This window comes from Pseudomonas sp. H3_E07 (assembly GCF_054668895.1).
The window spans coordinates 1-23,871 of the sequence record NZ_CP162795.1 but is presented as its reverse complement, the minus strand read 5'-3'; the positions used below and the strand labels follow the sequence as shown (position 1 = coordinate 23,871).

The 23,871-nt window shown below is 60.5% G+C and carries 23 protein-coding genes; 9 read left to right on the top strand and 14 right to left on the bottom strand.

Features of this window, described 5'->3' with window-relative positions:
* Window positions 1-38: 38 nt before the first annotated feature.
* The gene (locus AB4O08_RS00115) at window positions 39-686 is read right to left on the bottom strand and encodes a TetR/AcrR family transcriptional regulator (protein ID WP_010210644.1); all 648 of its coding nucleotides are present in this window, start codon (window positions 684-686) and stop codon (window positions 39-41) included.
* 160 nt (window positions 687-846) lie between these two features.
* Here AB4O08_RS00115 and ggt point away from each other — a divergent pair, with 160 nt between their 5' ends.
* Window positions 847-2,571: a gamma-glutamyltransferase gene (gene ggt, locus AB4O08_RS00110; protein WP_460114614.1), complete on the top strand. Its 1,725-nt coding sequence runs from the start codon at window positions 847-849 to the stop codon at window positions 2,569-2,571.
* A gap of 51 nt (window positions 2,572-2,622) precedes the next feature.
* Here the strand turns inward: ggt and AB4O08_RS00105 are convergent, their stop codons facing one another.
* The 3 genes from AB4O08_RS00105 to AB4O08_RS00095 all read right to left on the bottom strand — a co-directional run bounded on the left by AB4O08_RS00105 (window position 2,623) and on the right by AB4O08_RS00095 (window position 5,440).
* Complete coding sequence (locus AB4O08_RS00105) at window positions 2,623-3,141, bottom strand: AAA family ATPase (protein WP_021491977.1); 519 nt, start codon at window positions 3,139-3,141, stop codon at window positions 2,623-2,625.
* Window positions 3,138-3,701 carry a nicotinamide riboside transporter PnuC gene (gene pnuC, locus AB4O08_RS00100; protein WP_010210641.1) on the bottom strand — a complete coding sequence of 188 codons (564 nt, stop codon included), beginning with the start codon at window positions 3,699-3,701 and terminating at the stop codon, window positions 3,138-3,140. Before pnuC ends, AB4O08_RS00105 begins: the two co-directional genes overlap by 4 nt.
* Window positions 3,702-3,805: 104 nt before the next feature.
* Window positions 3,806-5,440: a methyl-accepting chemotaxis protein gene (locus AB4O08_RS00095; RefSeq protein ID WP_021491978.1), complete on the bottom strand. Its 1,635-nt coding sequence runs from the start codon at window positions 5,438-5,440 to the stop codon at window positions 3,806-3,808.
* Window positions 5,441-5,658: 218 nt separating this feature from the next.
* On the opposite strand from AB4O08_RS00095, the gene AB4O08_RS00090 reads away from it, so the two are divergent.
* Together AB4O08_RS00090 and AB4O08_RS00085 are read left to right on the top strand one after the other, a co-directional pair.
* Window positions 5,659-6,489 (top strand): undecaprenyl-diphosphate phosphatase, encoded by an 831-nt coding sequence (locus AB4O08_RS00090; RefSeq protein ID WP_010210636.1) that lies wholly within the window; start codon window positions 5,659-5,661, stop codon window positions 6,487-6,489.
* On the top strand, window positions 6,486-6,869 hold the full coding sequence (locus tag AB4O08_RS00085) for a DUF1294 domain-containing protein (RefSeq protein ID WP_010210632.1): 384 nt from the start codon (window positions 6,486-6,488) through the stop codon (window positions 6,867-6,869). Before AB4O08_RS00090 ends, AB4O08_RS00085 begins: the two co-directional genes overlap by 4 nt.
* Window positions 6,870-7,253: 384 nt before the next feature.
* Here AB4O08_RS00085 and AB4O08_RS00080 read toward each other — a convergent pair whose 3' ends face one another.
* A complete protein-coding gene (locus AB4O08_RS00080; protein ID WP_021491979.1) occupies window positions 7,254-7,610 on the bottom strand; it encodes an MmcQ/YjbR family DNA-binding protein in 357 nt (118 codons plus the stop codon).
* On the bottom strand, window positions 7,607-8,515 hold the full coding sequence (locus AB4O08_RS00075; RefSeq protein ID WP_010210630.1) for a LysR substrate-binding domain-containing protein: 909 nt from the start codon (window positions 8,513-8,515) through the stop codon (window positions 7,607-7,609). The genes AB4O08_RS00080 and AB4O08_RS00075 overlap by 4 nt, the downstream gene beginning before the upstream one ends.
* A gap of 125 nt (window positions 8,516-8,640) precedes the next feature.
* Here AB4O08_RS00075 and AB4O08_RS00070 point away from each other — a divergent pair, with 125 nt between their 5' ends.
* Window positions 8,641-9,252, top strand: a complete 612-nt coding sequence (locus AB4O08_RS00070) for an FMN-dependent NADH-azoreductase (protein ID WP_460114613.1) — start codon at window positions 8,641-8,643, stop codon at window positions 9,250-9,252.
* 228 nt (window positions 9,253-9,480) lie between these two features.
* Window positions 9,481-10,518, top strand: a complete 1,038-nt coding sequence (locus AB4O08_RS00065) for an alpha/beta hydrolase family protein (RefSeq protein ID WP_021491980.1) — start codon at window positions 9,481-9,483, stop codon at window positions 10,516-10,518.
* Here the strand turns inward: AB4O08_RS00065 and AB4O08_RS00060 are convergent.
* The 3 genes from AB4O08_RS00060 to AB4O08_RS00050 form a co-directional block, all read right to left on the bottom strand.
* Window positions 10,512-11,687, bottom strand: a complete 1,176-nt coding sequence (locus AB4O08_RS00060) for an MFS transporter (RefSeq protein ID WP_010210626.1) — start codon at window positions 11,685-11,687, stop codon at window positions 10,512-10,514. The two genes, AB4O08_RS00065 and AB4O08_RS00060, sit on opposite strands and share 7 nt — an antisense overlap.
* A 164-nt stretch (window positions 11,688-11,851) precedes the next feature.
* Window positions 11,852-13,438 (bottom strand): ABC-F family ATPase, encoded by a 1,587-nt coding sequence (locus AB4O08_RS00055; protein ID WP_010210624.1) that lies wholly within the window; start codon window positions 13,436-13,438, stop codon window positions 11,852-11,854.
* 142 nt (window positions 13,439-13,580) lie between these two features.
* Window positions 13,581-14,819, bottom strand: coding sequence for an MFS transporter (locus AB4O08_RS00050; RefSeq protein ID WP_460114881.1), 1,239 nt, complete (start codon window positions 14,817-14,819; stop codon window positions 13,581-13,583).
* 155 nt (window positions 14,820-14,974) lie between these two features.
* Between AB4O08_RS00050 and AB4O08_RS00045 the strand changes: the two genes are divergently transcribed.
* Entirely contained in the window at window positions 14,975-15,787 is an 813-nt protein-coding gene (locus AB4O08_RS00045; RefSeq protein WP_045792200.1) for a class I SAM-dependent methyltransferase, read from the top strand.
* A gap of 141 nt (window positions 15,788-15,928) precedes the next feature.
* Here the strand turns inward: AB4O08_RS00045 and AB4O08_RS00040 are convergent, their stop codons facing one another.
* Entirely contained in the window at window positions 15,929-16,315 is a 387-nt protein-coding gene (locus AB4O08_RS00040; RefSeq protein WP_460114612.1) for a TIGR03067 domain-containing protein, read from the bottom strand.
* Window positions 16,316-16,612: 297 nt separating this feature from the next.
* On the opposite strand from AB4O08_RS00040, the gene lpxO reads away from it, so the two are divergent.
* Entirely contained in the window at window positions 16,613-17,512 is a 900-nt protein-coding gene (gene lpxO, locus AB4O08_RS00035) for a lipid A hydroxylase LpxO (protein ID WP_010210619.1), read from the top strand.
* Between the two features lie 21 nt (window positions 17,513-17,533).
* Here lpxO and ligD read toward each other — a convergent pair whose 3' ends face one another.
* Both ligD and ku read right to left on the bottom strand, forming a co-directional pair.
* Complete coding sequence (ligD, locus tag AB4O08_RS00030; RefSeq protein ID WP_460114611.1) at window positions 17,534-19,993, bottom strand: DNA ligase D; 2,460 nt, start codon at window positions 19,991-19,993, stop codon at window positions 17,534-17,536.
* A 3-nt stretch (window positions 19,994-19,996) separates the two neighbouring features.
* Entirely contained in the window at window positions 19,997-20,830 is an 834-nt protein-coding gene (ku, locus tag AB4O08_RS00025) for a non-homologous end joining protein Ku (RefSeq protein WP_010210615.1), read from the bottom strand.
* A 184-nt stretch (window positions 20,831-21,014) separates the two neighbouring features.
* Between ku and AB4O08_RS00020 the strand changes: the two genes are divergently transcribed.
* Together AB4O08_RS00020 and AB4O08_RS00015 are read left to right on the top strand one after the other, a co-directional pair.
* Window positions 21,015-21,329, top strand: a complete 315-nt coding sequence (locus tag AB4O08_RS00020) for a hypothetical protein (protein WP_137206556.1) — start codon at window positions 21,015-21,017, stop codon at window positions 21,327-21,329.
* 12 nt (window positions 21,330-21,341) lie between these two features.
* Window positions 21,342-22,499 carry a PQQ-dependent sugar dehydrogenase gene (locus AB4O08_RS00015; RefSeq protein ID WP_460114610.1) on the top strand — a complete coding sequence of 386 codons (1,158 nt, stop codon included), beginning with the start codon at window positions 21,342-21,344 and terminating at the stop codon, window positions 22,497-22,499.
* Window positions 22,500-22,531: 32 nt separating this feature from the next.
* Here AB4O08_RS00015 and AB4O08_RS00010 read toward each other — a convergent pair whose 3' ends face one another.
* Window positions 22,532-23,011, bottom strand: coding sequence for a nuclear transport factor 2 family protein (locus tag AB4O08_RS00010; protein WP_021491986.1), 480 nt, complete (start codon window positions 23,009-23,011; stop codon window positions 22,532-22,534).
* A 53-nt stretch (window positions 23,012-23,064) separates the two neighbouring features.
* Window positions 23,065-23,628 (bottom strand): TetR/AcrR family transcriptional regulator, encoded by a 564-nt coding sequence (locus AB4O08_RS00005; protein ID WP_021491987.1) that lies wholly within the window; start codon window positions 23,626-23,628, stop codon window positions 23,065-23,067.
* Window positions 23,629-23,871: the final 243 nt, after the last annotated feature.

The window sequence follows — 23,871 nt, the reverse complement described above, 5'->3', positions numbered from 1 at the left end:
TTCAAGGCCTATGAGGAGCAGATGGGGGCGCTGGCTTGCTACAGCGGAATCGGTGTTACACCCCGCACCACCAAATCACTGATAAACCCCAGCCAATCCTGCTGCTGCGCCTTTTCCGCCAGGTCTTCGCCCAGGAACGAACTCAGCGTGTGGCGGTTGGAGTTATAGAAGTAGCACAGCGAGGCGATCATCAAATACACGTGCTTGAGGTCCACATCCCGGCGAAACACGCCTTGGGCCTGACCCGCCTCGATGATCGGCCGCAGCACGCCTACCGCTTCACCCGACAGCCGCCGCATCTCGCCGGACTGCCGGGCATGCTTGCCCTGGTGCAGGTTCTCGATACTGAGGATCGCCACGAATTCCGGGTGCTTGACGTAGTAATTCCAGATAAACGCCACCAGGTCACGCAACGCCTGCTCCGGTGCGTCGAGGTTCAGCTTGAGCTTGCTTTCAGCGTGGTTGAACTGCTCGTAGGTGTGCTCCAGCACACAGACGAACAGGTGTTCCTTGCTGCCGAAGTAGTAATAGAGCATGCGATCGTTGGACTCGGCTTCCTTGGAGATGCTGTCGACCCGCCCGCCGGAATAACCGTCGCGGGTGAACACCTTGACCGCCGCCTGGAGAATGCGCGCGCGGGTCTGGTCAGCCTGTTGGGCGCGGATACCGGTTTTCTTGATCGCCATATCAAAGCGCCTTGCACGACAGTCAGGGCGCGAAATATAGCATGGGGTTTTTCGCGTCCGTTCTATGACCGACAAGTTCTGTAATAAAAACGCCATTGCGCTGGGGATTAAATCCGCGGCGGGCTATTTTGGTGCGTCTCAATAACTAGAGTAGCCATGGATGAAATACCAACCCTTCAGCCGTACCTTGATTGCCACCGCTCTGGTGTTCACGGTCAGTGGTGTGCAAGCCGCGTCCCAGGCCCCGGTGGGCGGTGAAAATGGCATGGTGGTGACGGCCCAGCATTTGGCAACTCATGTGGGCGTGGATGTGCTCAAGGCCGGCGGCAACGCGGTCGATGCGGCGGTGGCCGTGGGCTACGCGCTGGCCGTGGTGTACCCGGCGGCGGGTAACCTGGGCGGCGGCGGCTTCATGACCGTGCAACTGGCGGACGGGCGCAAGACCTTCCTCGACTTCCGCGAAAAAGCCCCGCTGGCGGCCACCGCCAATATGTACCTGGACAAAGATGGCAATGTCATCGAAGGCCTCAGCGCCAAGGGCCATTTGGCCGTGGGCGTGCCCGGCACCGTCTCGGGCATGGAGCTGGCCCTGAGCAAATACGGCACTCTCAAGCGCGCCCAAGTCATCGCCCCGGCGATCAAACTGGCGGAAAACGGCTTCGAGCTGGAGCAGGGTGATATCGACCTGCTGCACACCGCTACCGGCGAGTTCGAGAAAGACCAGGACATGCGCGGGATCTTCCTGCACAACGGCCAGCCGATGCAGGTCGGCCAGAAACTGGTGCAGAAAGACCTGGCCAAGACCCTCAAGGAAATCTCGGCCAAGGGCAGCGACGGTTTCTATAAGGGGTGGGTCGCCAAGGCATTGGTGGATTCCAGCCAGGCCGGCAAGGGCATCATCACCCAGGCGGACCTCGACAAGTACAAGACCCGCGAACTGGCGCCTATCGAGTGCGACTACCGTGGTTACCATGTGGTCTCGGCGCCGCCTCCAAGCTCTGGCGGCGTGGTGATCTGTCAGATCATGAACATCCTCGAAGGCTACCCGATGGCTGACCTTGGCTATCACTCGGCCCAGGGCCTGCACTACCAGATCGAAGCCATGCGCCATGCCTACGTGGATCGCAACAGCTACCTTGGCGACCCGGATTTCGTGAAGAACCCGATCGAGCACCTGCTGGACAAAAACTACGCGGCGAAACTGCGCGACGCCATCGAACCGCAAAAAGCCGGTGACTCCCAGGCGATCAAGCCGGGCGTGTCGCCCCATGAAGGCAACAACACCACCCACTATTCCATCGTCGACAAGTGGGGCAACGCAGTGTCGGTCACCTATACCCTCAACGACTGGTTCGGTGCGGGCGTGATGGCGAGCAAGACCGGGGTGATCCTCAACGATGAAATGGACGACTTCACCGTCAAGGTCGGCGTGCCGAACATGTACGGCCTGGTCCAGGGTGAAGCCAACGCCATCGCTCCAGGCAAGGCGCCGCTGTCGTCGATGAGCCCGACCATCGTGACCAAGGACGGCAAGGCGGTGATGGTGGTCGGTACGCCTGGCGGTAGCCGCATCATTACCGCGACTTTGCTGACGATCCTGAATGTCATCGACTACAAGATGAACATCCAGGAAGCCGTGGACGCGCCGCGTTTCCACCAGCAATGGATGCCGGAAACCACCAACCTTGAAACCTTCGCGGTGAGCCCGGATACCCAGAAGATCCTCGAAAGCTGGGGCCACACGTTTGCCGGTCCGCAGGATGCCAACCACTTGGCGGCGATTTTGGTCGGTGCGCCGTCCCTGGGTGGCAAGCCGGTGGGTAACAACCGTTTCTACGGCGCAAATGACCCGCGTCGTAACACGGGCCTGTCGCTGGGCTACTAAACGCTGCTCATCGCTGTAGGGGCGTGCTCGCGAAACCTCACAAGCTCGCCCCTACAGCACTTTATCGACTGCGGCGAATGCCGCTTTCCGACGCGCTTCCCAGTCCCCTCGGATCACCACAACCGTCTCCTGATGCTGCTGCATCCACGCCAGGCTTTCCTGGAAAAATGCCTGGCGGTCCGCCAGTGCCGGCTGGCAGCGTTGGCCGTCGGCGGTCCATTCCACATCTTCCGGTGACAACAACAGGTGCAGGTCGTAGTGGCGGGCCAGCAGTTCGCTGTCGAGCCAGGCCGGGTAGGCGCCGAACAGGGTCTGGCTCCAGAGCTTGTTGGTCAGCAGGTGTGTATCGAGGATCAACAGTTCAGGCTGCTTGGCGCGGGCGTCGTCTTCCCAGGCCATCTGGCCACGGGCGATGGCCGGGATGTCCGCCAGGGTAGTGTCGCGTTGATGGTGATCGATGAAATAACGCACGTATTCACCCACCATCAACCCGCCGAAATGCGCCTGCAACTCCGCCGCCAACCAGCTTTTACCGCTGGATTCGGGACCCGCCAGTACCACCACTTTCATGCGTGCAACGCCGGGTCGGCGCGCCATTCGCGCCAGCCTTGCACGGCGATCACGGTGAACAGCGCGTAGAGCGCGGCGGTGAGGTACAGGCCTTTGTAGAGGAATAGCCCGACGAAGATGACATCCACGGCGATCCACAGTGGCCAGCACTGCACGCGTTTCTGCGCCATCCACATCTGCGCTACCAGGCTGAAGCCGGTAAGGGCGGCGTCGAGCCAGGGCTGGGCAGCATCCGTCCAGTGGGCCATGGCGGCACCGAGCAACAGGCTACCGACTGCGCCCACCGCCAGGCTGGCCATGATCGCCGGGACACCGAGGCTGGTGACCTGACGTCCTTGCTTGACCTCGCCGGCACGGGTCCACTGCCACCAGCCGTAGACTTGCAACGCGGCGTAAACCACTTGCAGCAGCATGTCGGAATAGAGTTTCACGTCGAAGAACACCCAGGTGTACAGCAACACCATCACCAGGCCGATGGGCCAGCACCAGGGATTTTGCTTGACGGTCAGCCACACAGCGATCACCCCGAGGGCGGCGGCGAACAGTTCAAGCCCGGACATGGTGGTTCCTTGGGAGAATGGGAGAGGGCGGTGATTGTAACGAAAGAAGATTGGCGTAGGAATTAACTGATGGGGTGAGCGGGGCTAGCCCGCTCACCCCCGGATCAGACCTTGAATTGACGCAGCAGGCCGTCGAGCTGTTCGCTCAGACCACGCAAATGCGCACTCGCCACACTCGACTGCTCCGCCGCCAATGCCGTGCTGTGGGACAAACCGGCCGCCTCGGTGACGTTCTGGTTGATGTCCTCCACCACATGCGCTTGTTGCAGGGTGGCGCTGGCAATCGAGGCGTTGAGGCCGTTGAGGTTGCGCAGTGACTCGCCGATGGCGGTCAGGCTGGCGCCGGCCTGGCCGGCTTGTTCGATGGTCAGCTGTGAGGCGCTGTGGCTGTCGCTGATCACCTTGACCGCCGCTTCCGAGTGGCCTTGCAAGCGCTCGATCATGCCCTGGATCTCGGCGGTGGATTTTTGCGTGCGCTGGGCCAGCAGTCGCACTTCATCGGCCACCACGGCGAAGCCACGCCCTTGCTCGCCAGCGCGTGCTGCTTCAATGGCCGCGTTAAGGGCCAGCAGGTTGGTCTGGTCGGCAATCGAGCGGATTACTTCGAGCACGCTGCCGATCTGGGTGCTTTCTGCCGATAGGGTGCGAATCACTTCCACCGCCTGACTGATGGTGCCGGAGAGCTGATCGATCTGCTGCAGGCTGCTGTCGATATTCACCTGCCCTTGTTGGGCCTGGGCCTGTGCGTCGCGCATTTCGCTGGCGGCGTGTTCGGCATTCTTGGCCACATCCTGCACGCCGTAGGTGACTTCGTTGATGGCGGTGGCCACCAGTTCCATCTGCTGGGACTGTTGCTGGCTACGGTCATGGGCCTGGGTCGCGTTGCTGCCCAGCTCCTGCGAGGATTGGCCCAAGGCGTTGGCGCACACCTGCAACTGGCCGACTACCTGGCGCAGCTTGGCGGTGAAACTGTTGAAGTGCCGGGACAGTTGGGTGACTTCGTCCTGCCCATGGGTGTCGAGGCTGCGGGTCAGGTCGCTTTCGCCGCTGGCGATGTTGCCCATGGCGTTCACTGCAGCTTGCAACGGCCGCACAATACTGCGGGCGATCAGTGAGACCAGCAGCGCCATCACCAGCGCGATAGCCAGGCCGATGAACGAGGCTTTCCAGACTTGGCTGCTGAACTCGGCCTGCACATCGTCTACGTACACGCCGGAGCCGATGATCCAGCCCCACGGTTCGAACAGTTGGATATACGAGGTCTTGGCCACCGGCGCTTCGGCGCCCGGTTTCGGCCAGCGATAGTTGACGATGCCGGCGCCCTTGGCCTTGGCCAGGATCACGAACTCGTTGAACACGGCAAACCCATCGGGGTCGCGGATGGCCGAGAGGTTCTGGCCGTCGAGCTTGGGGTTGGCGGGGTGCATGATCATCACGGGAGTGAGGTCATTGATCCAGAAATAGTCATCATGGTCGTAGCGCAAGCCACGCACCGCGCTCAACGCTTGCTTCTGGGCGGCTTCACGGGTCATCACGCCGGTGGTTTCGAGACCGTGATAAAACGTCAGGATCCCGCTGGCGGTCTGGACCACGTGTTGAGTCTGCTGGCGCTTGGCCTGGTACAGGTCGTCGTGGATCTGCTTGAGCATCAGCATACCCAGGGCCAACAGCATCAGCACGGCGACTATCAGGATCAGCCACAGGCGTCGGCTGATCGACATATTGCGCAAACTGTTCATGGTCCTGTCACTCCGTGCTTTTTATAATTGTGGGGCTGCATCGACTTTTCCGCCTTGTCTGATAGGCTTTCGGCCTGCATTCGGAAAACCTGAGTACTGTCTGATATTTCACAAGATTTTTGCAGCTCGGGGTTGAAACTCAACACCGCGTCTTGTCGTCAGTGAACCATTAAAAAGATCAACAAGGCTTGCCATAGAGCAAGACCTTTGGGGGAAGCATGGATTTTTGGACCGCCATACAGGCATTGATTCTTGGCGTTGTGGAGGGGCTTACCGAGTTCCTGCCGATTTCCAGCACCGGCCACCAGATCATCGTCGCCGACGTGCTCGACTTTACCGGCGACCGTTTCAATGCGTTCAACATCATCATCCAACTGGGCGCGATCCTGGCAGTGGTGTGGGAATTCCGTGGCAAGATTTTCGAAGTGGTCAGTGGCCTGCCGACCCAGCGCAAGGCCCAGCGGTTTACCGTCAACCTGCTGATCGCCTTCCTGCCGGCAGTGGTGCTGGGGGTGATTTTCGCCGACCTGATTCACCACTACCTGTTCAACCCGATCACCGTGGCGACGGCGCTGGTGGTGGGCGGCATCATCATGCTGTGGGCCGAGCGCCGCGAGCATGAAGTGCATGCCGAAACCGTGGATGACATCACCTGGAAAGACGCACTCAAGGTCGGTCTGGCCCAGTGCCTGGCGATGATCCCAGGGACTTCCCGCTCCGGCTCGACCATCATTGGCGGCTTGCTGTTTGGCCTGTCGCGCAAGACCGCTACCGAGTTTTCGTTCTTCCTGGCGATGCCGACCATGGTGGGTGCCGCTGTGTATTCGGGCTACAAGTACCGCGACCTGTTCCAGCCTGCGGACTTGCCGGTGTTTGCCATCGGCTTTGTGACCTCGTTCATCTTCGCGATGATTGCGGTGAAGGGCCTGCTCAAGTTCATCGCCAGCCACAGCTATGCCGTGTTTGCCTGGTACCGCATTGCATTCGGCCTACTGATCCTGGCGACCTGGCAGTTCGGCTGGATCGACTGGGCGGCCGCGAAGGCATGATGATCCAGCATCCACGCCTGAAGGCGGCGATCTTCCTGCTGCTGTGCGCAGCGCCGTTACTGGGTTCAATCTTGGTATGGCAGCGCGGCGAGACCGTGATCCCGCTGGCGGCCTATGGCGTGGTCAGCGTGATCGCGTTCTTCCTCTACTGGAGTGACAAGCGCAAGGCCCGTACCGACAGTTGGCGCACCCCGGAAAACATCCTGCACGCCGTGGAACTGGCGGGCGGCTGGCCGGGGGCGTTGATTGCCCAGCAAGTGTTCCGCCACAAGACGCGCAAGGTGTCTTACCAGGTGCTGTTCTGGGTGATCGTGCTGCTGCATCAAGTGTTCTGGCTGGACCAGATGTTTCTGGGGGGGACACTGGTTTCAGTGCTTTAGGCCCGGATATCCGCACTGGGCCAAGGATGGCTCAGTGCGGCGGCCCACGGATTCAAGCCGGAGTGAGGGCACGCCGAGCCTAGGCGAGGTGCCGAGTGGTAGGGCGAAGACCGTTTGCTTGCTTTTGGGTCTTTCCAAAAGTGAGCCGCCGTAAGGGCGGAACCCTAAGTAGCGGTTACCGCCGGAATGGATATGTACTCATTCCAACTCAAGCGCATGGTCGGCTTGGAGTCCGCAATCGCAGGCAAGCCAGCTCCCACCTATTGATCGATTTACATCGGATAGGTCTCGGGCGACTATCAGGCCGTCACGGGAGCAAGCTCTCTCGCCACAGGCCGGCGCAACACCGAAAATTGATGTAGATACCTAGGGTGCAACAGCACGTCAATCACCCAGCAACAGCCCGATCTGCGTGCGCTTGGGTAACTTGCTGACCACCAACTGGTGGGAGCGCTGGAGCAAGCCACGCAGTTCATCAGCGCCCAGCGGGTAGGGCGTGTTCATGATGATCCACTGCGCGCGCGCCAGGTAGGGCGCCGGGTGGATGCCTGGGCGGTCCACATGGCCGAGGAACAGTTCCTTATCGACCTTGAACGCCAGCGATTCACCGCGCAGGTTCTGCAGGGCAAACATCTTGTTGCCGGCAATCGAAAATACGCGTACACCGCCCCATTTATAGTCTTCCCGCGCGCCGGGCAGACTCAGGCAGAAGCTGGCGACTTGTTCTTCGGTCATTTTCATAGCAAGCGGTCTCCACAGCCTTTGAAGCCTTCTTCCAGGTAGTCGATCCAGGCCCGGATCGCCGGCAGCACACCGCGCCGATGCGGGTAAACCGCTTGCAGCCAGCCGCCAGGCAAGGACCACTCCGGCAGCAGTTGCACCAGCCGGCCGTTAGCCAATTCCTCTTCACAGTACATCATCGGCAGTACGGTGAAGCCCAGGCCCATGATGGCGCTGGTTTTGCGCACGATAAAATCGTCGATACCCAGGCGAGCCTCCATCGCCAGGTCGTGGGCGTTGCCCTGAGGGTCGAGAATGCGTTGATGCACCAGGCGATCCGCCTCCAGCGCGCCGAGGATCGGTAACTGTTTGAGATCCTCAAGGGTCGCCACGTGGCGACCGAGCATGAGCGCGGGGCTGGCCACCAGCACAGTCTGGGCCTGGCGCAGGCGCTTGGTGACCAGCAGCGGGTCTTCGTCGCCCAGTTCGCGTACGCGCAGGGCGACATCGATGCCCTCGGCGACCAGGTCGACACGGCGGTTGACCAGGGTCATCTCCAGCTGCACCTGGGGATGAGCCGCAAGAAATCCAGCCACCAGTTCCGGCAAGATGTGCTGGGCCATGCCCACCGGGCAACTGACGCGCAGCCGTCCACGGGGCTCGCTGGACATGCTGGCCACCGCCTCATCGGCCATTTCCGCCTCCAGCAGCATCGCCTGGCAATGGCGCAGGTAGCGCTCGCCGACAGCCGTGAGGGTGAGTTGGCGGGTAGTGCGTTGCAGCAGGCGCGCGCCGAGGCGTTCTTCCAGCTCGGCGATCCGCCGCGACAGCCGCGACTTGGGAATTCCCAGCAGCCGGCCGGCGGCAGCGAAGCCACCGGCTTCCACGACTTTGGCGAAATAGTAGAGGTCGTTGAGGTCTTGCATGGGTCAGCCTATTGTCCTGTCAGTGGGACAAACTATCGCATTTCAGGTGCCTTATCAGCTATTGGTTTCATGCGTAGCATCACCACCATCTGATCGCCCCTGACGATCCCAACCGGAGATCCCACATGAAACTGTTGCACATCGATTCCAGCATCCTCGGCGACAACTCGGCGTCCCGTCAGCTCAGTGCTGGTGTGGTCAAGGCATGGCAAGCGGCTGAGCCGGGCGTGGAAGTGACCTACCGTGACGTGGCGGCCGAAGGCCTCACCCACTTCTCCGGCGCGACCCTGGGCGCCCTGGGTACCCCGGCTGACCAGCGCAATGCCGCGCAACAGCACGAAGCAGAGCTCAGCGCCAAGACCCTGGCTGAATTCCTCGCTGCCGACGCGGTGGTGATCGCCGCGCCGATGTACAACTTCACCATCCCGACTCAATTGAAAGCCTGGATCGACCGCATCGCCGTCGCCGGCCAGACGTTCCGTTACACTGAAGCGGGTCCGGAAGGCCTGTGCGGCAACAAAAAAGTCATCGTTGTGTCGACGTCGGGCGGCCTGCATGTCGGCCAAGCGACCGGTGTGGCCCATGAAGATTATCTGAAAGTGCTGCTGGGCTTCCTTGGCATCACCGACATCGAGTTCGTCCGCGCCCACGGCCTGGCGTATGGCGACGAGTTCCGCAGCAAGTCCCTGAGCGACGCGAATGTGCTGATCAACGAACAATTGTTCGCGGCTGCGTAAAGCTTAGGTAAAACCGTGCTGATCCCCGTTTCATTATGAAACGGGACGTCTAAACTCTGTATTTGGGTCGCCTCAAAACGACCTGACTACGGAGTTTTTTTCGTTTACCCGCGGTCAATACGTTGGCCCAGGTTATGCACGCATGGGTTTATCATCCGGTCGAGCGCCTTGAACATGGACTTTTCAACCCGACATGCCGGTTTTTTTGCAGCAAAGGTGGACATCCTCATGATGCGTCTTTGTGCGGTTATGGTTCTTTCCTTGCTCGGTGGCCTGGTTTCAGTGCACGCCGCGCCAGCGCCGCACCCGCATTGGAGTGTGGGCTTTCATCGCATGACGTTCCTTGATCCGCTGGATTTGCAGCCGATGAAGGCCATTGCCTTTTATCCCTCCACCGGGCTTGAACACACCACGCCGCTGGGCGCCTATCACGTCGCCGCCACGGAAGACGCCAGGATTGCCATCGGCCGTTTTCCGATGCTGATGCTGTCCCATGGCAACACGGGTACGCCGCTGGCTCTGCATGACCTGGCGACGTCGCTGGCGCGCAAAGGCTTTGTGGTGGTGGCGGTGCTGCACCCGGGCGACAACTACAAGGACCATAGCCGCCTGGGCACGGTGAGTAACCTGTATGGCCGGCCGATCCAGATTTCCGAAGCGATCACCGCGACCTTGGGCGACCCGATGTTGTCGCCGTTCGTCAACGTCGACCAGGTGGGCGTGATCGGTTACTCGGCCGGCGGCGAAACTGCGTTGATCCTGGCCGGCGCCAAGCCGGATTTCGACCGCCTGCGCCGCTACTGCCAGGAGCGGCCGGAAGATCGCGACGCCTGCACCACTCAAGGTGAACTGGTGGTGGACCGCGACGACCTGCAACCGCAATCCGATCCGCGCATTCATGCGTTGATGTTGATGGCACCGTTGAGTTTGATGTTCGGCCGCCACACCCTGGCCGACGTGCATGTGCCGGTGCTGCTCTACAGCGGCGACGGCGACAAGTTGGTGGCCGTGGACAAGAACGCCGCAGCGCTTGCACGCAAGCTGCCGGAACCGCCGGACTTCAAGCTGTTGGCCGGGGCAGGGCACTTCGTGTTCATGGCGCCGTGTGACAGTGATCAGTTGGCGGCCATGCCGGCGATCTGCACCGATGCCGATGGCGTCGACCGCGAGGGCATCCACCGCGACCTGATTTCCGAAGCGGGGCGTTTTTTCAGTCACACCCTCGGCCAATCCACCCGCGCCGGAATGCAGACGGCTGATCAGTAAGCGCGCCGCTTGAGCAAAAGGGTCACGCCCAGCGCAGTCACCGATAACAACGCGGCGCAGAAGAAGATCCAGCCATAGCCGAGGTTCAGTGCCACGGCGCCCATCAACGGCCCGGCAATCGCCAAGGCCAAGTCGAAAAACACTGCATAAGCACTCAGCCCCGCGCCACGGCTGCTGTTGGGCACCTGTTTGATGGCCTCCACGCCAAGCGCCGGGTACACCAGCGACAAGCCGAAACCGGTCAGCCCGGCGCCAATCAACGCCACGCCAGTCGACGGTGCCAGCCATAGCAGCGTCAGGCCGAGGGTCTCGATAGTCATGCAGGCGATTGCGGCACGAAAGCCACCAAACCGACTGATCGCAGAGATAAACACTAACCGCGACAGGATAAAACACACGCCAAACACCGTCAGGCAGTACGCCGCACCGGCCCAGCCGCGATTAAGGTAATACAGGGTGATAAAAGTGGTGAGGGTGCCGTAGCCGATCGACGCCAGGCACAGGCTGGCGCCGAATGGCGCGATACGCCCGAACACCGCCCAGAACGGCAGGCGCTCACCGCGCACCACCGGCACCGAGGGTTTATTGCGGATCAGCACCAGGCCCAGCGCGGACAGTACCGCCAGCGCAATGCCGAGGCTGTTGTAGCCGTATTCGGCCACCATCACCACACCCAGCGGTGCACCAATGGCGATGGCGCCGTAGGACGCGATGCCGTTCCAGGAGATCGAGCGCGCCGTGTGTTCGGCGCCGACGGCGCCCATGCACCAACTGATGGTGCCCACGCCGATCAGACCCTGGGCCACGCCCAGCAACAGTCGACCGACAATCAAGATGCTCAGGCTCAAGGCAGGCATGCTCTGTAGACAGGTCGCAAAGAACGTCAGCACGCCACTGACCAGAATCCCTGCCAAGCCCAAGACAATGGCACGCTTGGTGCCCACGGTATCCGACATTCTCCCGGCCATGGGGCGGCTGAGCAGGGTCGCCAGGTATTGCGAACCGATCGTCACTCCGGCCACCACGGCACTGAAGCCCAGTTGCTCATGCACATAGCCTGGAATCACCGCAATCGGCAGGCCGATGCAGATGAACGCGATGAAGGTGTAAAAGACGATGGAAACGATCTGCAGGGTGATCGACAGGGAGCTGGGGGCGGCGGCAGACATGGGCACTCGTTCGCGGGCGGGCGGTGAGTGCATCATGGCAAGGGCCCAAGGGAAAAGAAAGCAGGCTATCTATTAATGAGGGTGCGGCATACCCATGCAAAAAGCCCCGTCACACAGGACGGGGCTCTATCTTGCCGCTTGCAGCTAAAAACGAATGGCTGTTGTTAAAACACCACACCCTGGCTACGCAGGTAATCATCATAGGTACCGCTGAAGTCGATCACGCCGGTGGCGCTCAACTCGATGATGCGGGTGGCCAGGGACGACACGAACTCACGGTCGTGGCTGACGAAGATCAGCGTGCCCGGATAGTTCTCCAACGCCAGGTTCAGCGCTTCGATGGATTCCATGTCCAAGTGGTTGGTCGGTTCGTCCATGATCAGCACGTTTGGCTTTTGCAGGATCAGCTTGCCGAACAGCATGCGGCCTTGCTCACCACCGGAAATCACCTTCACCGACTTCTGGATCTCGTCGTTGGAGAACAGCATGCGACCCAGGGTGCCACGGATCATTTGCTCGCCTTGGGTCCACTGGCCCATCCAGTCGAACAGCGTGACGTCGTCTTCGAAGTCATGTGCATGGTCCTGGGCGTAGTAGCCCAGCTCTGCGGCGTCGGTCCATTTGATGCTGCCGGCGTCCGGGGTCAGTTCGTTGACCAGGGTGCGCAGCAGGGTGGTCTTGCCGATACCGTTCGGGCCGATGATCGCTACGCGCTCGCCCGCTTCAACCTGGAAGCTGAAGTCCTTGAACAGAGGCTTGCCGTCGAAGCCTTTGGCCATGCGCTCGACGATGACCGCCTGGCGGTGCAGCTTTTTGTTCTGCTCGAAACGGATGAACGGGCTCACACGGCTCGATGGCTTGACTTCGGCCAACTGGATCTTGTCGATCGCCTTGGCACGGGAAGTGGCCTGTTTGGCTTTCGAGGCGTTGGCCGAGAAGCGGCTGACGAAGGATTGCAACTCGGAAATCTGTGCCTTCTTCTTGGCGTTGTCCGACAGCAGTTGCTCGCGGGACTGAGTCGCCACGGTCATGTACTCGTCGTAGTTGCCCGGGAACAGGCGCAGCTCGCCGTAGTCCAGGTCAGCCATGTGGGTGCACACGCTGTTCAGGAAGTGACGGTCGTGAGAGATGATGATCATCAGGCTGGAGCGCTGGGTCAGGATGTTTTCCAGCCAGCGGATGGTGTTGATGTCCAAGTGGTTGGTCGGTTCGTCGAGCAACAGCACTTCAGGATCGGAGAACAGCGCCTGGGCCAGCAATACGCGCAGTTTCCAGCCTGGTGACACTTCGCTCATTGGGCCGAAGTGTTGTTCCAACGGAATACCCAGGCCCAGCAGCAGTTCGCCGGCACGGGATTCGGCGGTGTAGCCGTCCATCTCGGCGAACTCGGTTTCCAGCTCGGCCACGGCCATGCCGTCTTCTTCGCTCATTTCCGGCAGCGAGTAGATACGGTCGCGCTCGGCCTTGACCTTCCACAGCTCTTCGTGGCCCATGATCACGGTGTCGAGCACGGTGAATTCTTCGTAGGCGAACTGGTCCTGGCGCAGTTTACCCAGGCGTACGTTCGGCTCCAGCATCACCTGGCCGCCGGACGGGTCGAGGTCGCCGCCGAGGATCTTCATGAAGGTCGACTTGCCGCAACCGTTGGCACCGATCAAACCATAACGGTTGCCGGCGCCGAACTTGACCGAGACATTCTCGAAGAGCGGCTTGGCGCCGAACTGCATGGTGATGTTAGCTGTGGAGATCAATTACTTTACCTATCAATGGGTTGCGAGCGTGTCGGCAGGCGCCTTCAGGCATGCGTCAACAGCGACATCAAGGCGCGAAACCCGGTCGCTGAGCAGAAAATTTTGGATGTGTGTTGGAATTTGGCGCGCATTGTCGCATATGTCAGGCGACAGTTGTATGTCTAGCGAAGGAAGGTTTCGCCAAGGTCTCCGGCATCGCCAGCCACAACAGCGCCAATGCCAGGGCCGCCACGCCGGCCAGGGTCAGGAACGCGGCGTTGTAGCCGGCCTGTTGCACCACGAAACCGGCCAGGCTGCTGCTCAGTGCCGCGCCCAGGCCGAATACGGTGGAGAGGGCGCCCAGGCTGACGTTGAAGCGCCCGGTGCCTTGGGTCAGGTCCTTGACGATGACCGGGAACAGCGCGCCGAAGATCCCCGCGCCGATGCCGTCAAGCATCTGCACGGCAACCAGCCAATAGGGATCACTGGACAGCGTATAGAGCAAACCGCGCAGCGGCAGGATGATGAACCCGGCCATCAGCAAGGGTTTGCGTCCCCAGATGTCGGCCTTGAGCCCAACCAGCCAAGCCATCGGCACCATCACCAATTGCGCGGCGACGATGCACGCCGACGTCAGCGGCGTGGCCATCTGCAGATTGATCTGTGAAAGTTTCTGGCTGACCAGCGGCAACATTGCGGCGTTGGCCAGGTGGAACAGGGCGCAGCAGATGGCGAACAGCAATAGCGGGCGGTTGGACAGCAACACGCTGATACCGGAGGGTTGTTCGTGGTCAGTGTGGTGCTCCGGGTCAAAACCTCGGGCGACGTCATGGTCGATGGCCTCAGCCGACACGCAACTGATCGCGATGACGCTGGCCACCGCCATAAAGGCCATCAGGTAGAACACCACCACTGGGCCGAACAGATACGCCAAGCCGCCGGCCAATAGCGCCGCGACGGCATTGCCGGCGTGGTTGAATGTTTCGTTGCGCCCCGTACGGCGGGTGAACGCGCGTGGCCCGGTGATGCCCAGAGAGATTGCGCTGATTGCCGGAGCGAACACGGACGCGGCGACGGCGCTGGCGGCCTGGGTCAACGCCACCAGGCTGAAGGAGCTGACAAAGGGCAGCAGCAGGCAACTGCCGGTCACCACGATGGCAGCCAATGCAACCACTGCGCGCTTGCTGCGGGTGCGGTCGATCAGCGCCCCCGCCGGTCCCTGGGTGAGCAAGGCGGCGATGCCGGCCAGGGTCATGACCACGCCGATGCTGGCCGGGTCCCATTTGTGCACGGCCAGCAAGTAAATGGCCAAGTAAGGGCCGAGGCCGTCGCGCACATCCGCGAGGAAGAAATTCAGGCTGTCCAGGGACAAGGCGTTGCGCAGGTCGGAGTGTTTGGCCACGGCGAGGTCTTCGGAGATGGCGTTCAAGGGCAGAACACGCATTGCGATAATGACCCGTGGGGCCTGCGTTAAGTTTCGCCCGCTTCGCGGGGTTTTAATCCGAGAGCACTTGGCTTATTTTCGCAGCCCCGCTGTATTGAATATCTGGAGACGCAATGGACATGCCCTCGGCTCAACAGGCGATTGCCAGCAACAAGGACGCCTGGGACCAATCCGCCAGCCTGCACAAAACCACCGACACCTGGAACGTGCTGCTCAACAGTGTCGGCGCCGCTGACTTTTCTTGCCTGGACCCCACGCTTACCGGCGTGCTGCAAGACGTTGGGGTAGTCGGTAAGGATGTGGTGCAACTGTGCTGTAACAATGGCCGGGAAAGCCTTTCGTTGTACGGCCTGGGCGCGCGTTCGGTCGTGGGCGTGGATCAATCCCAGGCGTTTGTGCAACAGGCCCGTGAACTGGCCGAAGTCTCACCGCACAACCCTGAGTTCATAGAAAGTGATATCCACCAGTTGCCGCACTCTTTGCAGGCGCGCTTCGATATCGCTCTGGTGACTATCGGCGTGCTGGGCTGGATGCCGGATGTGGAGCAGTTCATGCGTCATGTTGCCAGCACCTTGAAGCCCGGCGGCACGTTGGTGATGTATGAAACCCATCCGTTTCTGGAGGTATTTGATCCACGGGCGCCAAACCCTTTCCTGCCGGCCAGTTCCTACTTTCAGCGCGAGCCGTTTGTGCTGCAGGAGTCGATTGTCTACGAAGGGCAGGGCGAAGTGGCCGGGCCAACGTCCTATTGGTACGTGCACACCCTGGGCGACGTGGTCAGTGCCGCTATCCGCGCAGACCTGCAGATCACAAACCTCCAGGAGTATCCGCACTCCAACCGCGAAGAACTGTACGACCAGTACGAGCACCAGCCTGCGCAATTGCCGATGTGTTTTACGCTGACCGCCACCAAACGTCCCGGATAACGTCATGGGGTGCCACAGGCAAAAAAAGGCCCGCGAGGGGAGGCGGGCCAAGGGATTCACTGGAGTAGGTAAGTTTCACCCTATAGGTCCGAAAGTGAAGGCTTCGTGAAAATGCCGTCGCAAACTTGTAGGGCCTGCCCCTCAGGTGCGCCGCACGAACGTGCGCATGGTCTGCCCGGGACCGGTACTGAATGTGGTCGGCCTGGGCATGCCTTCATCCGCTGCAATGAAAACAAACTCATCCCTGTCGAGCCGATAACTGGCGGGCAAGTGCTTACCTGCATCCTCGCCGATGGAATCGATCCAGGTAATGGTTTTAGGGACGGTGCTGCTGTCGAGGGAGAATCGGCCCGCCAGCAACACTTCGCCCGAGGTGGTCCTCACTTCAAAGCGGTCGTCGCTAATCGTGGTCAGTGCCCCGGGGGCGCTGTGGGCGTCGACGGGGTTGAGCACGCCATTGTCTTCCAATGACGTCTGCTCCCAGGCGCCTTGGAGGGCTTGAACATCCGGGTCTATCAGGGAGGGCATACACATTCCTTTTAGGTGCTGGGGCTGCTTTTTACCACTGGATGGTTGCCTGCGCATAGCCAGGGCTGACACTTGTCGACCCTTGCGCCCAACACACTCACGCGACAGCTTTTCACAATTCTTAGTTAACTTTTGGTTACAACCTGTGGCTAAATAACTGCCAATGGCCATCAACCCGTTGTACCTAAACGGGTCGTGCCGACTGTGTGAATTGTGATTTCAGGTGCTGCTATCCAACCTCGGCCGTTGTGGGCACGCAGGAGCAGCCTGTTCTCTTCTGACGTGTGACGAAATCCCTTGAAACTCATCATTGTTGTTCTTTACGTTGCCTCGATTGCGTATGTACATCTGCGTGGCCGGGTGCGGCACAAGCTGGGTCGCCAGCTCAGTGATCATTCGACCTTCCTGGCACCGATCAACTGCTTTCTCTATCTCTTCTCCAAGCTGCCCAGCCGACCGTATCTGTCACCCAGTGATTTTCCCGACCTGAGTCCGCTCCAGGAACATTGGGAAGAAATTCGCCTGGAAGGCCAGAACCTGATGCGTGCCGGGGAGATCAAGCGCTCGGATCAGTACAACGACGTGGGTTTCAACTCGTTCTTCAAGTCGGGTTGGAAGCGTTTCTACCTGAAATGGTATGGCGACAGTCACCCTTCAGCGATGAAGCTGTGCCCGCGCACCACTGAGCTGGTGCAGAGCATCGGTTCGATCAAGGCTGCGATGTTCGCCGAGCTGCCGCCGGGCTCCAAGCTGGTGCGCCACCGTGACCCCTATGCCGGCTCGTACCGCTACCACTTGGGCCTGGACACCCCGAACGATCCTGGCTGCTACATCAATGTGGATGGCGAGAACTATTACTGGCGTGATGGCGAGCCGGTGATGTTCGACGAGACCTACATCCACTACGCCGAAAACACCACGCAGCAGAACCGCATCATCCTGTTCTGCGACATCGAGCGGCCGATGAAATACCGCTGGGCGGCTGCGTTCAACCGCTGGTTCAGCCGTAACGTGATGGCGGCTGCAGGTTCGCCCAACGATGCGGGTGACAAGACCGGCGGGCTCAATCGCGCCTTCACGCGTCTGTACAAGATCCGCCTGCGTGGCAAGGAACTGAAAAAGCGCAATCGTACGCGCTACTACCTGGAAAAATGGGCGATCTTCGCTGGATTGGCAGCTATTTTCCTGCTGATCTGAGGATCGCTTTGTGGGCGCCATTCATTCCGGTGGATGGGCGCCCAGTTTGTCCCACATCTTCTTGCTGATCTTCTGGCGATTGGCATACCCCGCCCAGGGGTCCGCTTTCAAAGCGTTCAAGCGCTGCAGCACATTGGCGACGGTCCATTGTTGCGCACCGCGTAACCCCTCCAACTCCTCGCGGCTGACCGGTACCGACACTGGCAAGCCAGGCCGTGCGCGCACGGAATACGCCGCTACGGTGCTGGCACCGCGGGCATTGCGCAGGTAATCGATAAAGATCTTGCCGACCCGGTTTTTGGGGCCCGATGTCGCGGTAAAACGTTCGGGCAACTGCTCGGTCATGAACTGGGCGATGCCCTTGGCGAACGCCTTGACGGTCTCCCAATTGTCTCGGCGCGCCAACGGCACGATCAGGTGCAGGCCCTTGCCTCCGCTGGTTTTGACGAAGGCTTGCAACCCCAGCTCATCCAAAACCGACAGGGTGAGTTGCGCGGCCTCCAGCATGGCTTTCCAGGGCAGTGCCGGGTCCGGGTCGAGATCGAGCACAAACAGGTCCGGGGTTTCGATCTTGTCCGAGGTGGCGCCCCAGGTGTGAAACTCCACGCTGCCCATTTGTACTGCGCCGATCAATGCGCCGACGTTGTCGATTTCCATCAGGCGTGCATGGCCAGGATCGAGAGACTGATCCAATTGCTTGATGTTGGGAATGGCCAGGCGCTCCGAGTGTTTCTGGAAGAATTGCTCGCCTTCGATACCCTCGGGCGCTCTCAGCAGTGAGACAGGACGATGGCGCAGGAAGGGCAGAATCCATTGGCTGATGGTGTCGTAGAATTGCGCGAGTTGCTGTTTTTGTGTGCCGCTGTGTTTATCGATCACACGGTCTGGGTGGGTGATGTTCACATCGCGACTGGTTTTTTTCACCGGCTTCCTTGAGTGGACCGTGCGTGGTTGCTCATGAACAACCTGCGCCACCGGCTTGTCGGTGCGCAGCCCGACAAACGCTGCCTGGCGGACCACGCCTTCGCGTGTCCACTCGGCAAACTGCACCTGCGCGACCAACGTCGGTTTGACCCAATGCACACCACGCGCTTGGGCGCTGGACAGTGGCTTCGCCAGGGGTGACGTCTCGCACTCCAACGGTGTGAGCTGCGCGTAAATGGCTTTCAGCGCCGCCTGATCGAAACCCGTTCCCACACGGCCCGCGTACACCAGGCCCGTGTCGTTATTCACCGCCAGCAACAGCGCGCCGAAGCCACTGCGTGAACCCTGTGGCCGGGTGTAACCGACGATCACGAATTCCTGGGACAGCCGGCATTTAAGTTTGATCCAGTCGGCACTTCGACGGGAAACGTACGGGCTGCCCAGGCGCTTACCGATCACGCCTTCGAGGGCCAAGTCGCAGGCGCTTTCAAAGATGTCTCGGTGGTGCGCGGTAAACGCTTCGGAATAGCGCAGCAATGTGCTGCGGCTACCGGCCAGAGCCTCCTTTAGGGCGGCGCGGCGTTCCTCGACCGGCGCCTGGCGTCGGTCCTCGCCATTGAGAAAGGGCGCGTCAAACAAGTAGTAGACAATGTCCAGGCTGCGGCCGATATCTAAGGCATTTTGCAGCGCCTGAAAGTCCGGCAGGCCGTCGCCATTGAGGCTGACCACCTCACCATCCAGCCAGCTGTCCTTGAGCTTCAGTGCCTGCAAGGCCTTGACCTGACGCGGCAGACGCTCGGTCCAGTCGTGCCCGTTGCGGGTGAACAGGCGCACTTCACCCGCTTGGATACGTGCGAGCATGCGGTAGCCGTCGAACTTGATTTCGTATTGCCAATCGCCCTCGGGTGCACGATCCACCAGGGTGGCCAATTGTGGGGTGAATTGCTCGGGGAGGGCGGTTTTCCTGGCCTTGGCCCGCGTCTTGGGTTTGCCCACTGAGGCATCGCTGAGCACGCTCTTGGGCTGGGCCTGGACGATATCGTAGTCGTCGGCCGAGCGCGCCTGTGGGTCCTTTTCCTTGATCAGCAGCCATTGTTCCTTGTCGCCGCTGCCCTTCAAGCGCGTGCGCACCAGCGCCCAGTCACCGGAGAGCTTCTCGCCGACCAGGGTGAATTTGAGCTTGCCGGCTGCGTAGGCATTGCGGGGCTCATCGTGGGGCTGCCAGATGCCGCGGTCCCACACGATGACATCGCCTGCACCGTACTGACCCGCTGGAATGCTGCCTTCAAAGCCGCCATAGCTCAGGGGATGATCTTCGACGTGGACGGCCAGGCGCTTGTGGCTGGGATCCAGGCTCGGGCCTTTGGGGACGGCCCAACTGAGCAGTACGCCGTCGAGCTCCAGGCGGAAGTCATAGTGCAGGTTGCGTGCGTCATGCTTTTGAATCACAAACGACAGCGCCGAGGCTTTGCGTTTGCCTGCTGGCGCACTGCCTGCCGGTTCGGCGGTTATCCCGAAATCACGTTTGCGGTTGTATTCGCTCAGGGGCTTGGACATGACTTAGGAGGCCTTGGTGGATTTCTTCGCGGCAGGCTTCTTCGTGGGTTTGCCGGCCAGGCTACGCTTGAGCAGTTCCGTCAGGTCGATCACATCGGCGGACTTGCGTTCTTCGCTGTCTTTGCTGGTTTCCACATCCTCGATCTTGCCGGCCTTGGCCTTTTTGGCCACCAGCGCCATGATTTTTTCCTGGAAACTGTCGCGGTAGTCGTCGGGCTGCCAGTCGGCGCTCATGTCGTCCACCAGGCGCTTGGCCATGTCCAGCTCGCCCTTGGCCAGGCTCGGCTTGGTCACGTCGCTGCCCAGCTCCAGTTCGTCCAGGCTGCGCACTTCGGCAGGCCAGCGCAGCATTACCAGCACAAGTGCCGAGTCCAACGGCATCAAGGCCGCCAGGTGCTGCTTGGTGTGCAGCACGACATTGGCCAGGGCCACTTTGCGGGTTTTCCTGAGGGTTTCCCTTAGCAATGCGTAGACCTTGCCGCCACGCTTATCCGGAGCAAGGAAGTAGGGGGTGTCGATGTTCTGCAATGGGATCTGGTCGCTGGCGACAAACGCGATGATCTCGATGGTCTGGGTCGATTTGGGGTGGGCCGAGCGGATTTCCTCTTCGCTGAGCACCACGTAGCGGCCTTTCTCGAACGCAACGCCTTTGACAATGTTGTCCTTTGTCACTTCCTTACCGGTGGTCTTGTTGATGCGTTTGTAACCCACCGGGTCCATGCTGCGTTTGTCCAGCCAATCAAAGTCGACGCCTTGAGAGGAGGTGGCCGAGACCAGTGAGACCGGGATGTGTACCAGGCCAAAGCTGATGGCGCCTTTCCAGATTGCCCGTGGCATAAGTGCGATTCCTTACGAAGAGGCTGTGTTCTGGTGACTCGAAAGCGGCGGGAAAAGTTTCTCCGGTCAGATGCGCGGACAGATCGTGTTACACCTGATGAGAAACTATTTAGTGTCGAAAGCCGAACCCAAGGCGTAGCGTGTTATCGAAAGCACGTACTCCTCGCCCCAGAGAGGCTTCGTCATGAACAGTTGCAGGCGTCACGTTGCAGCCCTGTTGTTGGGTCTGGCCCTTGTTCCTATGGTCCAGGCGCAAAACCTGCCCGGTAACAACAACGGCAACAACGGCCCGATCCACCGGGCCAATCCCAATAGCATGCAGGGTACCCAACAGAATGCTCCGGCGGTCCGCGGTATCCAGACCGGGCCGACTACGCGCACGCCGACCCTGGAAAACGGCGGTATCGGCAATAGCTATCCCAAACGCAATGCCGAGCCCAGCCGCCCAGCCACCGAAACCAAAGCCCCCACTTATGATGCCAACGGCAATCGCCGGTAAGGATTCCGCCTTATGTTTCTACGCAAAAGCCTGCTAGCCGCCCTTTGCGCCACCACGCTGCTGCCGTTGACGGCTGTTTACGCCGCCGACGCCCAGCAGTTCCCCAGTGAACAGGGCAGCATCAGCGCCACGCCGATCGCCAAAGGCCTGGACCACCCATGGGCGGTGGCCTTTCTGCCGGACAAGCAAGGCTTCCTGGTGACTGAACGCCCTGGCCACCTGCGCTTTGTCAGCCCCGACGGCAAGCTGTCCGCGCCACTGAAGGGGGTGCCTGAAGTCTGGGCCAAAGGGCAGGGCGGTTTGCTGGATGTGGTCTTGTCGCCGGACTTCAAGGAGGACCGCACGGTCTACCTGTCCTACGCCGAAGGTGGCGGCAAGGACGGTACCGCCGGCACCGCGGTGGGCCGAGGGCGCCTGGCGGCTGACCTCAGTGGCTTGACCGACTTCAAGGTGATCCTGCGCCAGGAGCCCAAGCTGTCGACCGGCAACCACTTCGGCTCGCGCCTGGCCTTCGACCGCGATGGTTACCTGTTCGTGACCCTGGGGGAAAACAACGATCGTCCGACCGCCCAGGACTTGGACAAGCTGCAGGGCAAGGTCGTACGCATCTACCCGGATGGCCGCGTACCGGATGACAACCCCTTCGTCGGTCAGCAAGGCGTACGTCCGGAGATCTGGTCCTACGGCCAGCGCAACCCCCAGGGACTGGCGCTTAACCCGTGGAGCGGCACGATCTGGGAAAACGAACATGGGCCTCGTGGGGGTGATGAGATCAACATCATCGAGCGGGGCAAGAATTATGGTTGGCCGTTGGCAACCCACGGCATCAACTACTCGCTGACACCGATTCCCGAAGCCAAAGGCAAAACGGTGGAGGGCACAGTACCGCCGCATCACGTGTGGGAAAAATCACCGGGTATCAGCGGCATGGCGTTTTACGATGCGGATCGCTTCAAACCCTGGCAGCACAACGTGTTTATTGGTGCGTTGGCCACCCAGGAGTTGATCCGCTTGCAGTTTGATGGCGACAAGGTGATCCATGAGGAACGCTTGCTCGGTGGGCTGAAGGCGCGCATCCGCGATGTACGACAGGGGCCGGATGGCTTTCTGTATGTACTGACGGATGAGGAGGATGGCGTGCTGTATCGGGTGGGGTTGAACCAGGACTAAGCGTTGGGGCCGGCAAACCGGCCCCAACTGTTTTACAGCCCTAGCTCGGACAACCCCGGATGATCATCCGGGCGCCGGCCCAGCGGCCAGTGGAACTTGCGCTCGCTTTCTTTGATCGGCAGGTCGTTGATGCAGGCAAAACGATTGGCCATCAGGCCATTCTCGTCGAATTCCCAGTTCTCGTTGCCGTAGGAGCGGAACCAGTTGCCCGAATCGTCGTGCCATTCATAGGCATAGCGCACCGCGATGCGGTTATCGGTAAACGCCCACAATTCCTTGATCAGCCGGTAGTCCAGTTCCTTTGCCCACTTGCGAGTAAGAAAACCTTTGGCTTCTTCGCGGTTATGCGCGAATTCGGCGCGGTTGCGCCACTGGGTGTCCAGCGTGTACGCCAGGGACACCCGCTGCGGGTCGCGGGAGTTCCAGCCGTCTTCGGCCAGGCGTACTTTTTCGATGGCCGACGCGCGAGTGAACGGCGGCAGTGGCGGACGTGTTTCTGCAGTCGATGACATTGGACGGTTCCTCAATGAATAAGGTTTATCGGAAGTTGCGCCTACCAGCGGGTTCAAAGTCCCAATAACGTTCGCGCCATGCATTGCGCATTATCGGCAGCTGTTGAATCGCCCATCACTAGGGCAACGGTAATGGCGCCATCGATCAGGATCAGCAGTTGCGCGGCCTGCCGCTCGGGGTCGGGGGTGCCATGTGCTTGACACAGTTCAAGTGCGTACTCGAACAGTTTCTGTTTATGGGCCTTGGCCAGCAGGCGCACCGGGTCGCGTGGGTCACCGGTTTCGCCACTGGTGTTGATGAAGGCACAGCCACGGAAGTCGGCGGTGCCGAACCAATCCTTGAGCGCGCTGAACAGCGCCAGCAGGCGTTCTCCCGTGCCTTCACGGCGTTCGACTTCATCGCGCAGCCACTGCATCCAGCGTTCATCGCGACGTTGCAGGGCGGCAATCACCAATTCGTCTTTATTGGCAAAGTAGCGGTAAATACTTTTTCTCGAGACACCGGCGGTCTTCACCAGAAAGTCCATGCCCGTGGCGGCGATGCCATGGCGATAGATCAACTTCTCAGTAACGTCGAGAATAATGTCGCGGGTTTCATTGCGGTTCATTTCGTTCATGTGGCTAACAGTAGAACGATCGTTCTTCATAGTCAATTAACATTTTTCCATGCGCCGCAGCGAGACCTGAGCACCCCCATGGTGTAAGCTCGGGGCCTCTTCGGATTCGACCCATTGCGAGCCTTATGCCGTCGTTCTTCAAACGCTCCCTGCTGCCCAAACTGCGCGGTTTCCCCCTCAGTCCCGACGCCCTTGAGGTACTGTCCAGCGCAGACGCTTATCGTCGCTGCCTGCTGGAGAAGA

Excerpts from the sequence above, each read along its gene's own strand:
- AB4O08_RS00040 (WP_460114612.1), bottom strand. The coding sequence starts at position 16,315 with ATGCCCTCCCTGATAGACCCGGATGTTCAAGCCCTCCAAGGCGCCTGG.
- AB4O08_RS00090 (WP_010210636.1), top strand. The coding sequence starts at position 5,659 with ATGGATTTTTGGACCGCCATACAGGCATTGATTCTTGGCGTTGTGGAG.
- AB4O08_RS00105 (WP_021491977.1), bottom strand. The coding sequence starts at position 3,141 with ATGAAAGTGGTGGTACTGGCGGGTCCCGAATCCAGCGGTAAAAGCTGG.
- pnuC (WP_010210641.1), bottom strand. The coding sequence starts at position 3,701 with ATGTCCGGGCTTGAACTGTTCGCCGCCGCCCTCGGGGTGATCGCTGTG.
- AB4O08_RS00115 (WP_010210644.1), bottom strand. The coding sequence starts at position 686 with ATGGCGATCAAGAAAACCGGTATCCGCGCCCAACAGGCTGACCAGACC.
- ku (WP_010210615.1), bottom strand. The coding sequence starts at position 20,830 with ATGCCACGGGCAATCTGGAAAGGCGCCATCAGCTTTGGCCTGGTACAC.
- AB4O08_RS00070 (WP_460114613.1), top strand. The coding sequence starts at position 8,641 with ATGAAACTGTTGCACATCGATTCCAGCATCCTCGGCGACAACTCGGCG.
- AB4O08_RS00080 (WP_021491979.1), bottom strand. The coding sequence starts at position 7,610 with ATGAAAATGACCGAAGAACAAGTCGCCAGCTTCTGCCTGAGTCTGCCC.
- ligD (WP_460114611.1), bottom strand. The coding sequence starts at position 19,993 with ATGTCCAAGCCCCTGAGCGAATACAACCGCAAACGTGATTTCGGGATA.
- AB4O08_RS00045 (WP_045792200.1), top strand. The coding sequence starts at position 14,975 with ATGGACATGCCCTCGGCTCAACAGGCGATTGCCAGCAACAAGGACGCC.
- AB4O08_RS00005 (WP_021491987.1), bottom strand. The coding sequence starts at position 23,628 with ATGAACGAAATGAACCGCAATGAAACCCGCGACATTATTCTCGACGTT.
- AB4O08_RS00010 (WP_021491986.1), bottom strand. The coding sequence starts at position 23,011 with ATGTCATCGACTGCAGAAACACGTCCGCCACTGCCGCCGTTCACTCGC.
- AB4O08_RS00060 (WP_010210626.1), bottom strand. The coding sequence starts at position 11,687 with ATGTCTGCCGCCGCCCCCAGCTCCCTGTCGATCACCCTGCAGATCGTT.
- AB4O08_RS00015 (WP_460114610.1), top strand. The coding sequence starts at position 21,342 with ATGTTTCTACGCAAAAGCCTGCTAGCCGCCCTTTGCGCCACCACGCTG.
- AB4O08_RS00065 (WP_021491980.1), top strand. The coding sequence starts at position 9,481 with ATGATGCGTCTTTGTGCGGTTATGGTTCTTTCCTTGCTCGGTGGCCTG.
- AB4O08_RS00085 (WP_010210632.1), top strand. The coding sequence starts at position 6,486 with ATGATGATCCAGCATCCACGCCTGAAGGCGGCGATCTTCCTGCTGCTG.
- AB4O08_RS00095 (WP_021491978.1), bottom strand. The coding sequence starts at position 5,440 with ATGAACAGTTTGCGCAATATGTCGATCAGCCGACGCCTGTGGCTGATC.
- AB4O08_RS00020 (WP_137206556.1), top strand. The coding sequence starts at position 21,015 with ATGAACAGTTGCAGGCGTCACGTTGCAGCCCTGTTGTTGGGTCTGGCC.
- AB4O08_RS00075 (WP_010210630.1), bottom strand. The coding sequence starts at position 8,515 with ATGCAAGACCTCAACGACCTCTACTATTTCGCCAAAGTCGTGGAAGCC.
- ggt (WP_460114614.1), top strand. The coding sequence starts at position 847 with ATGAAATACCAACCCTTCAGCCGTACCTTGATTGCCACCGCTCTGGTG.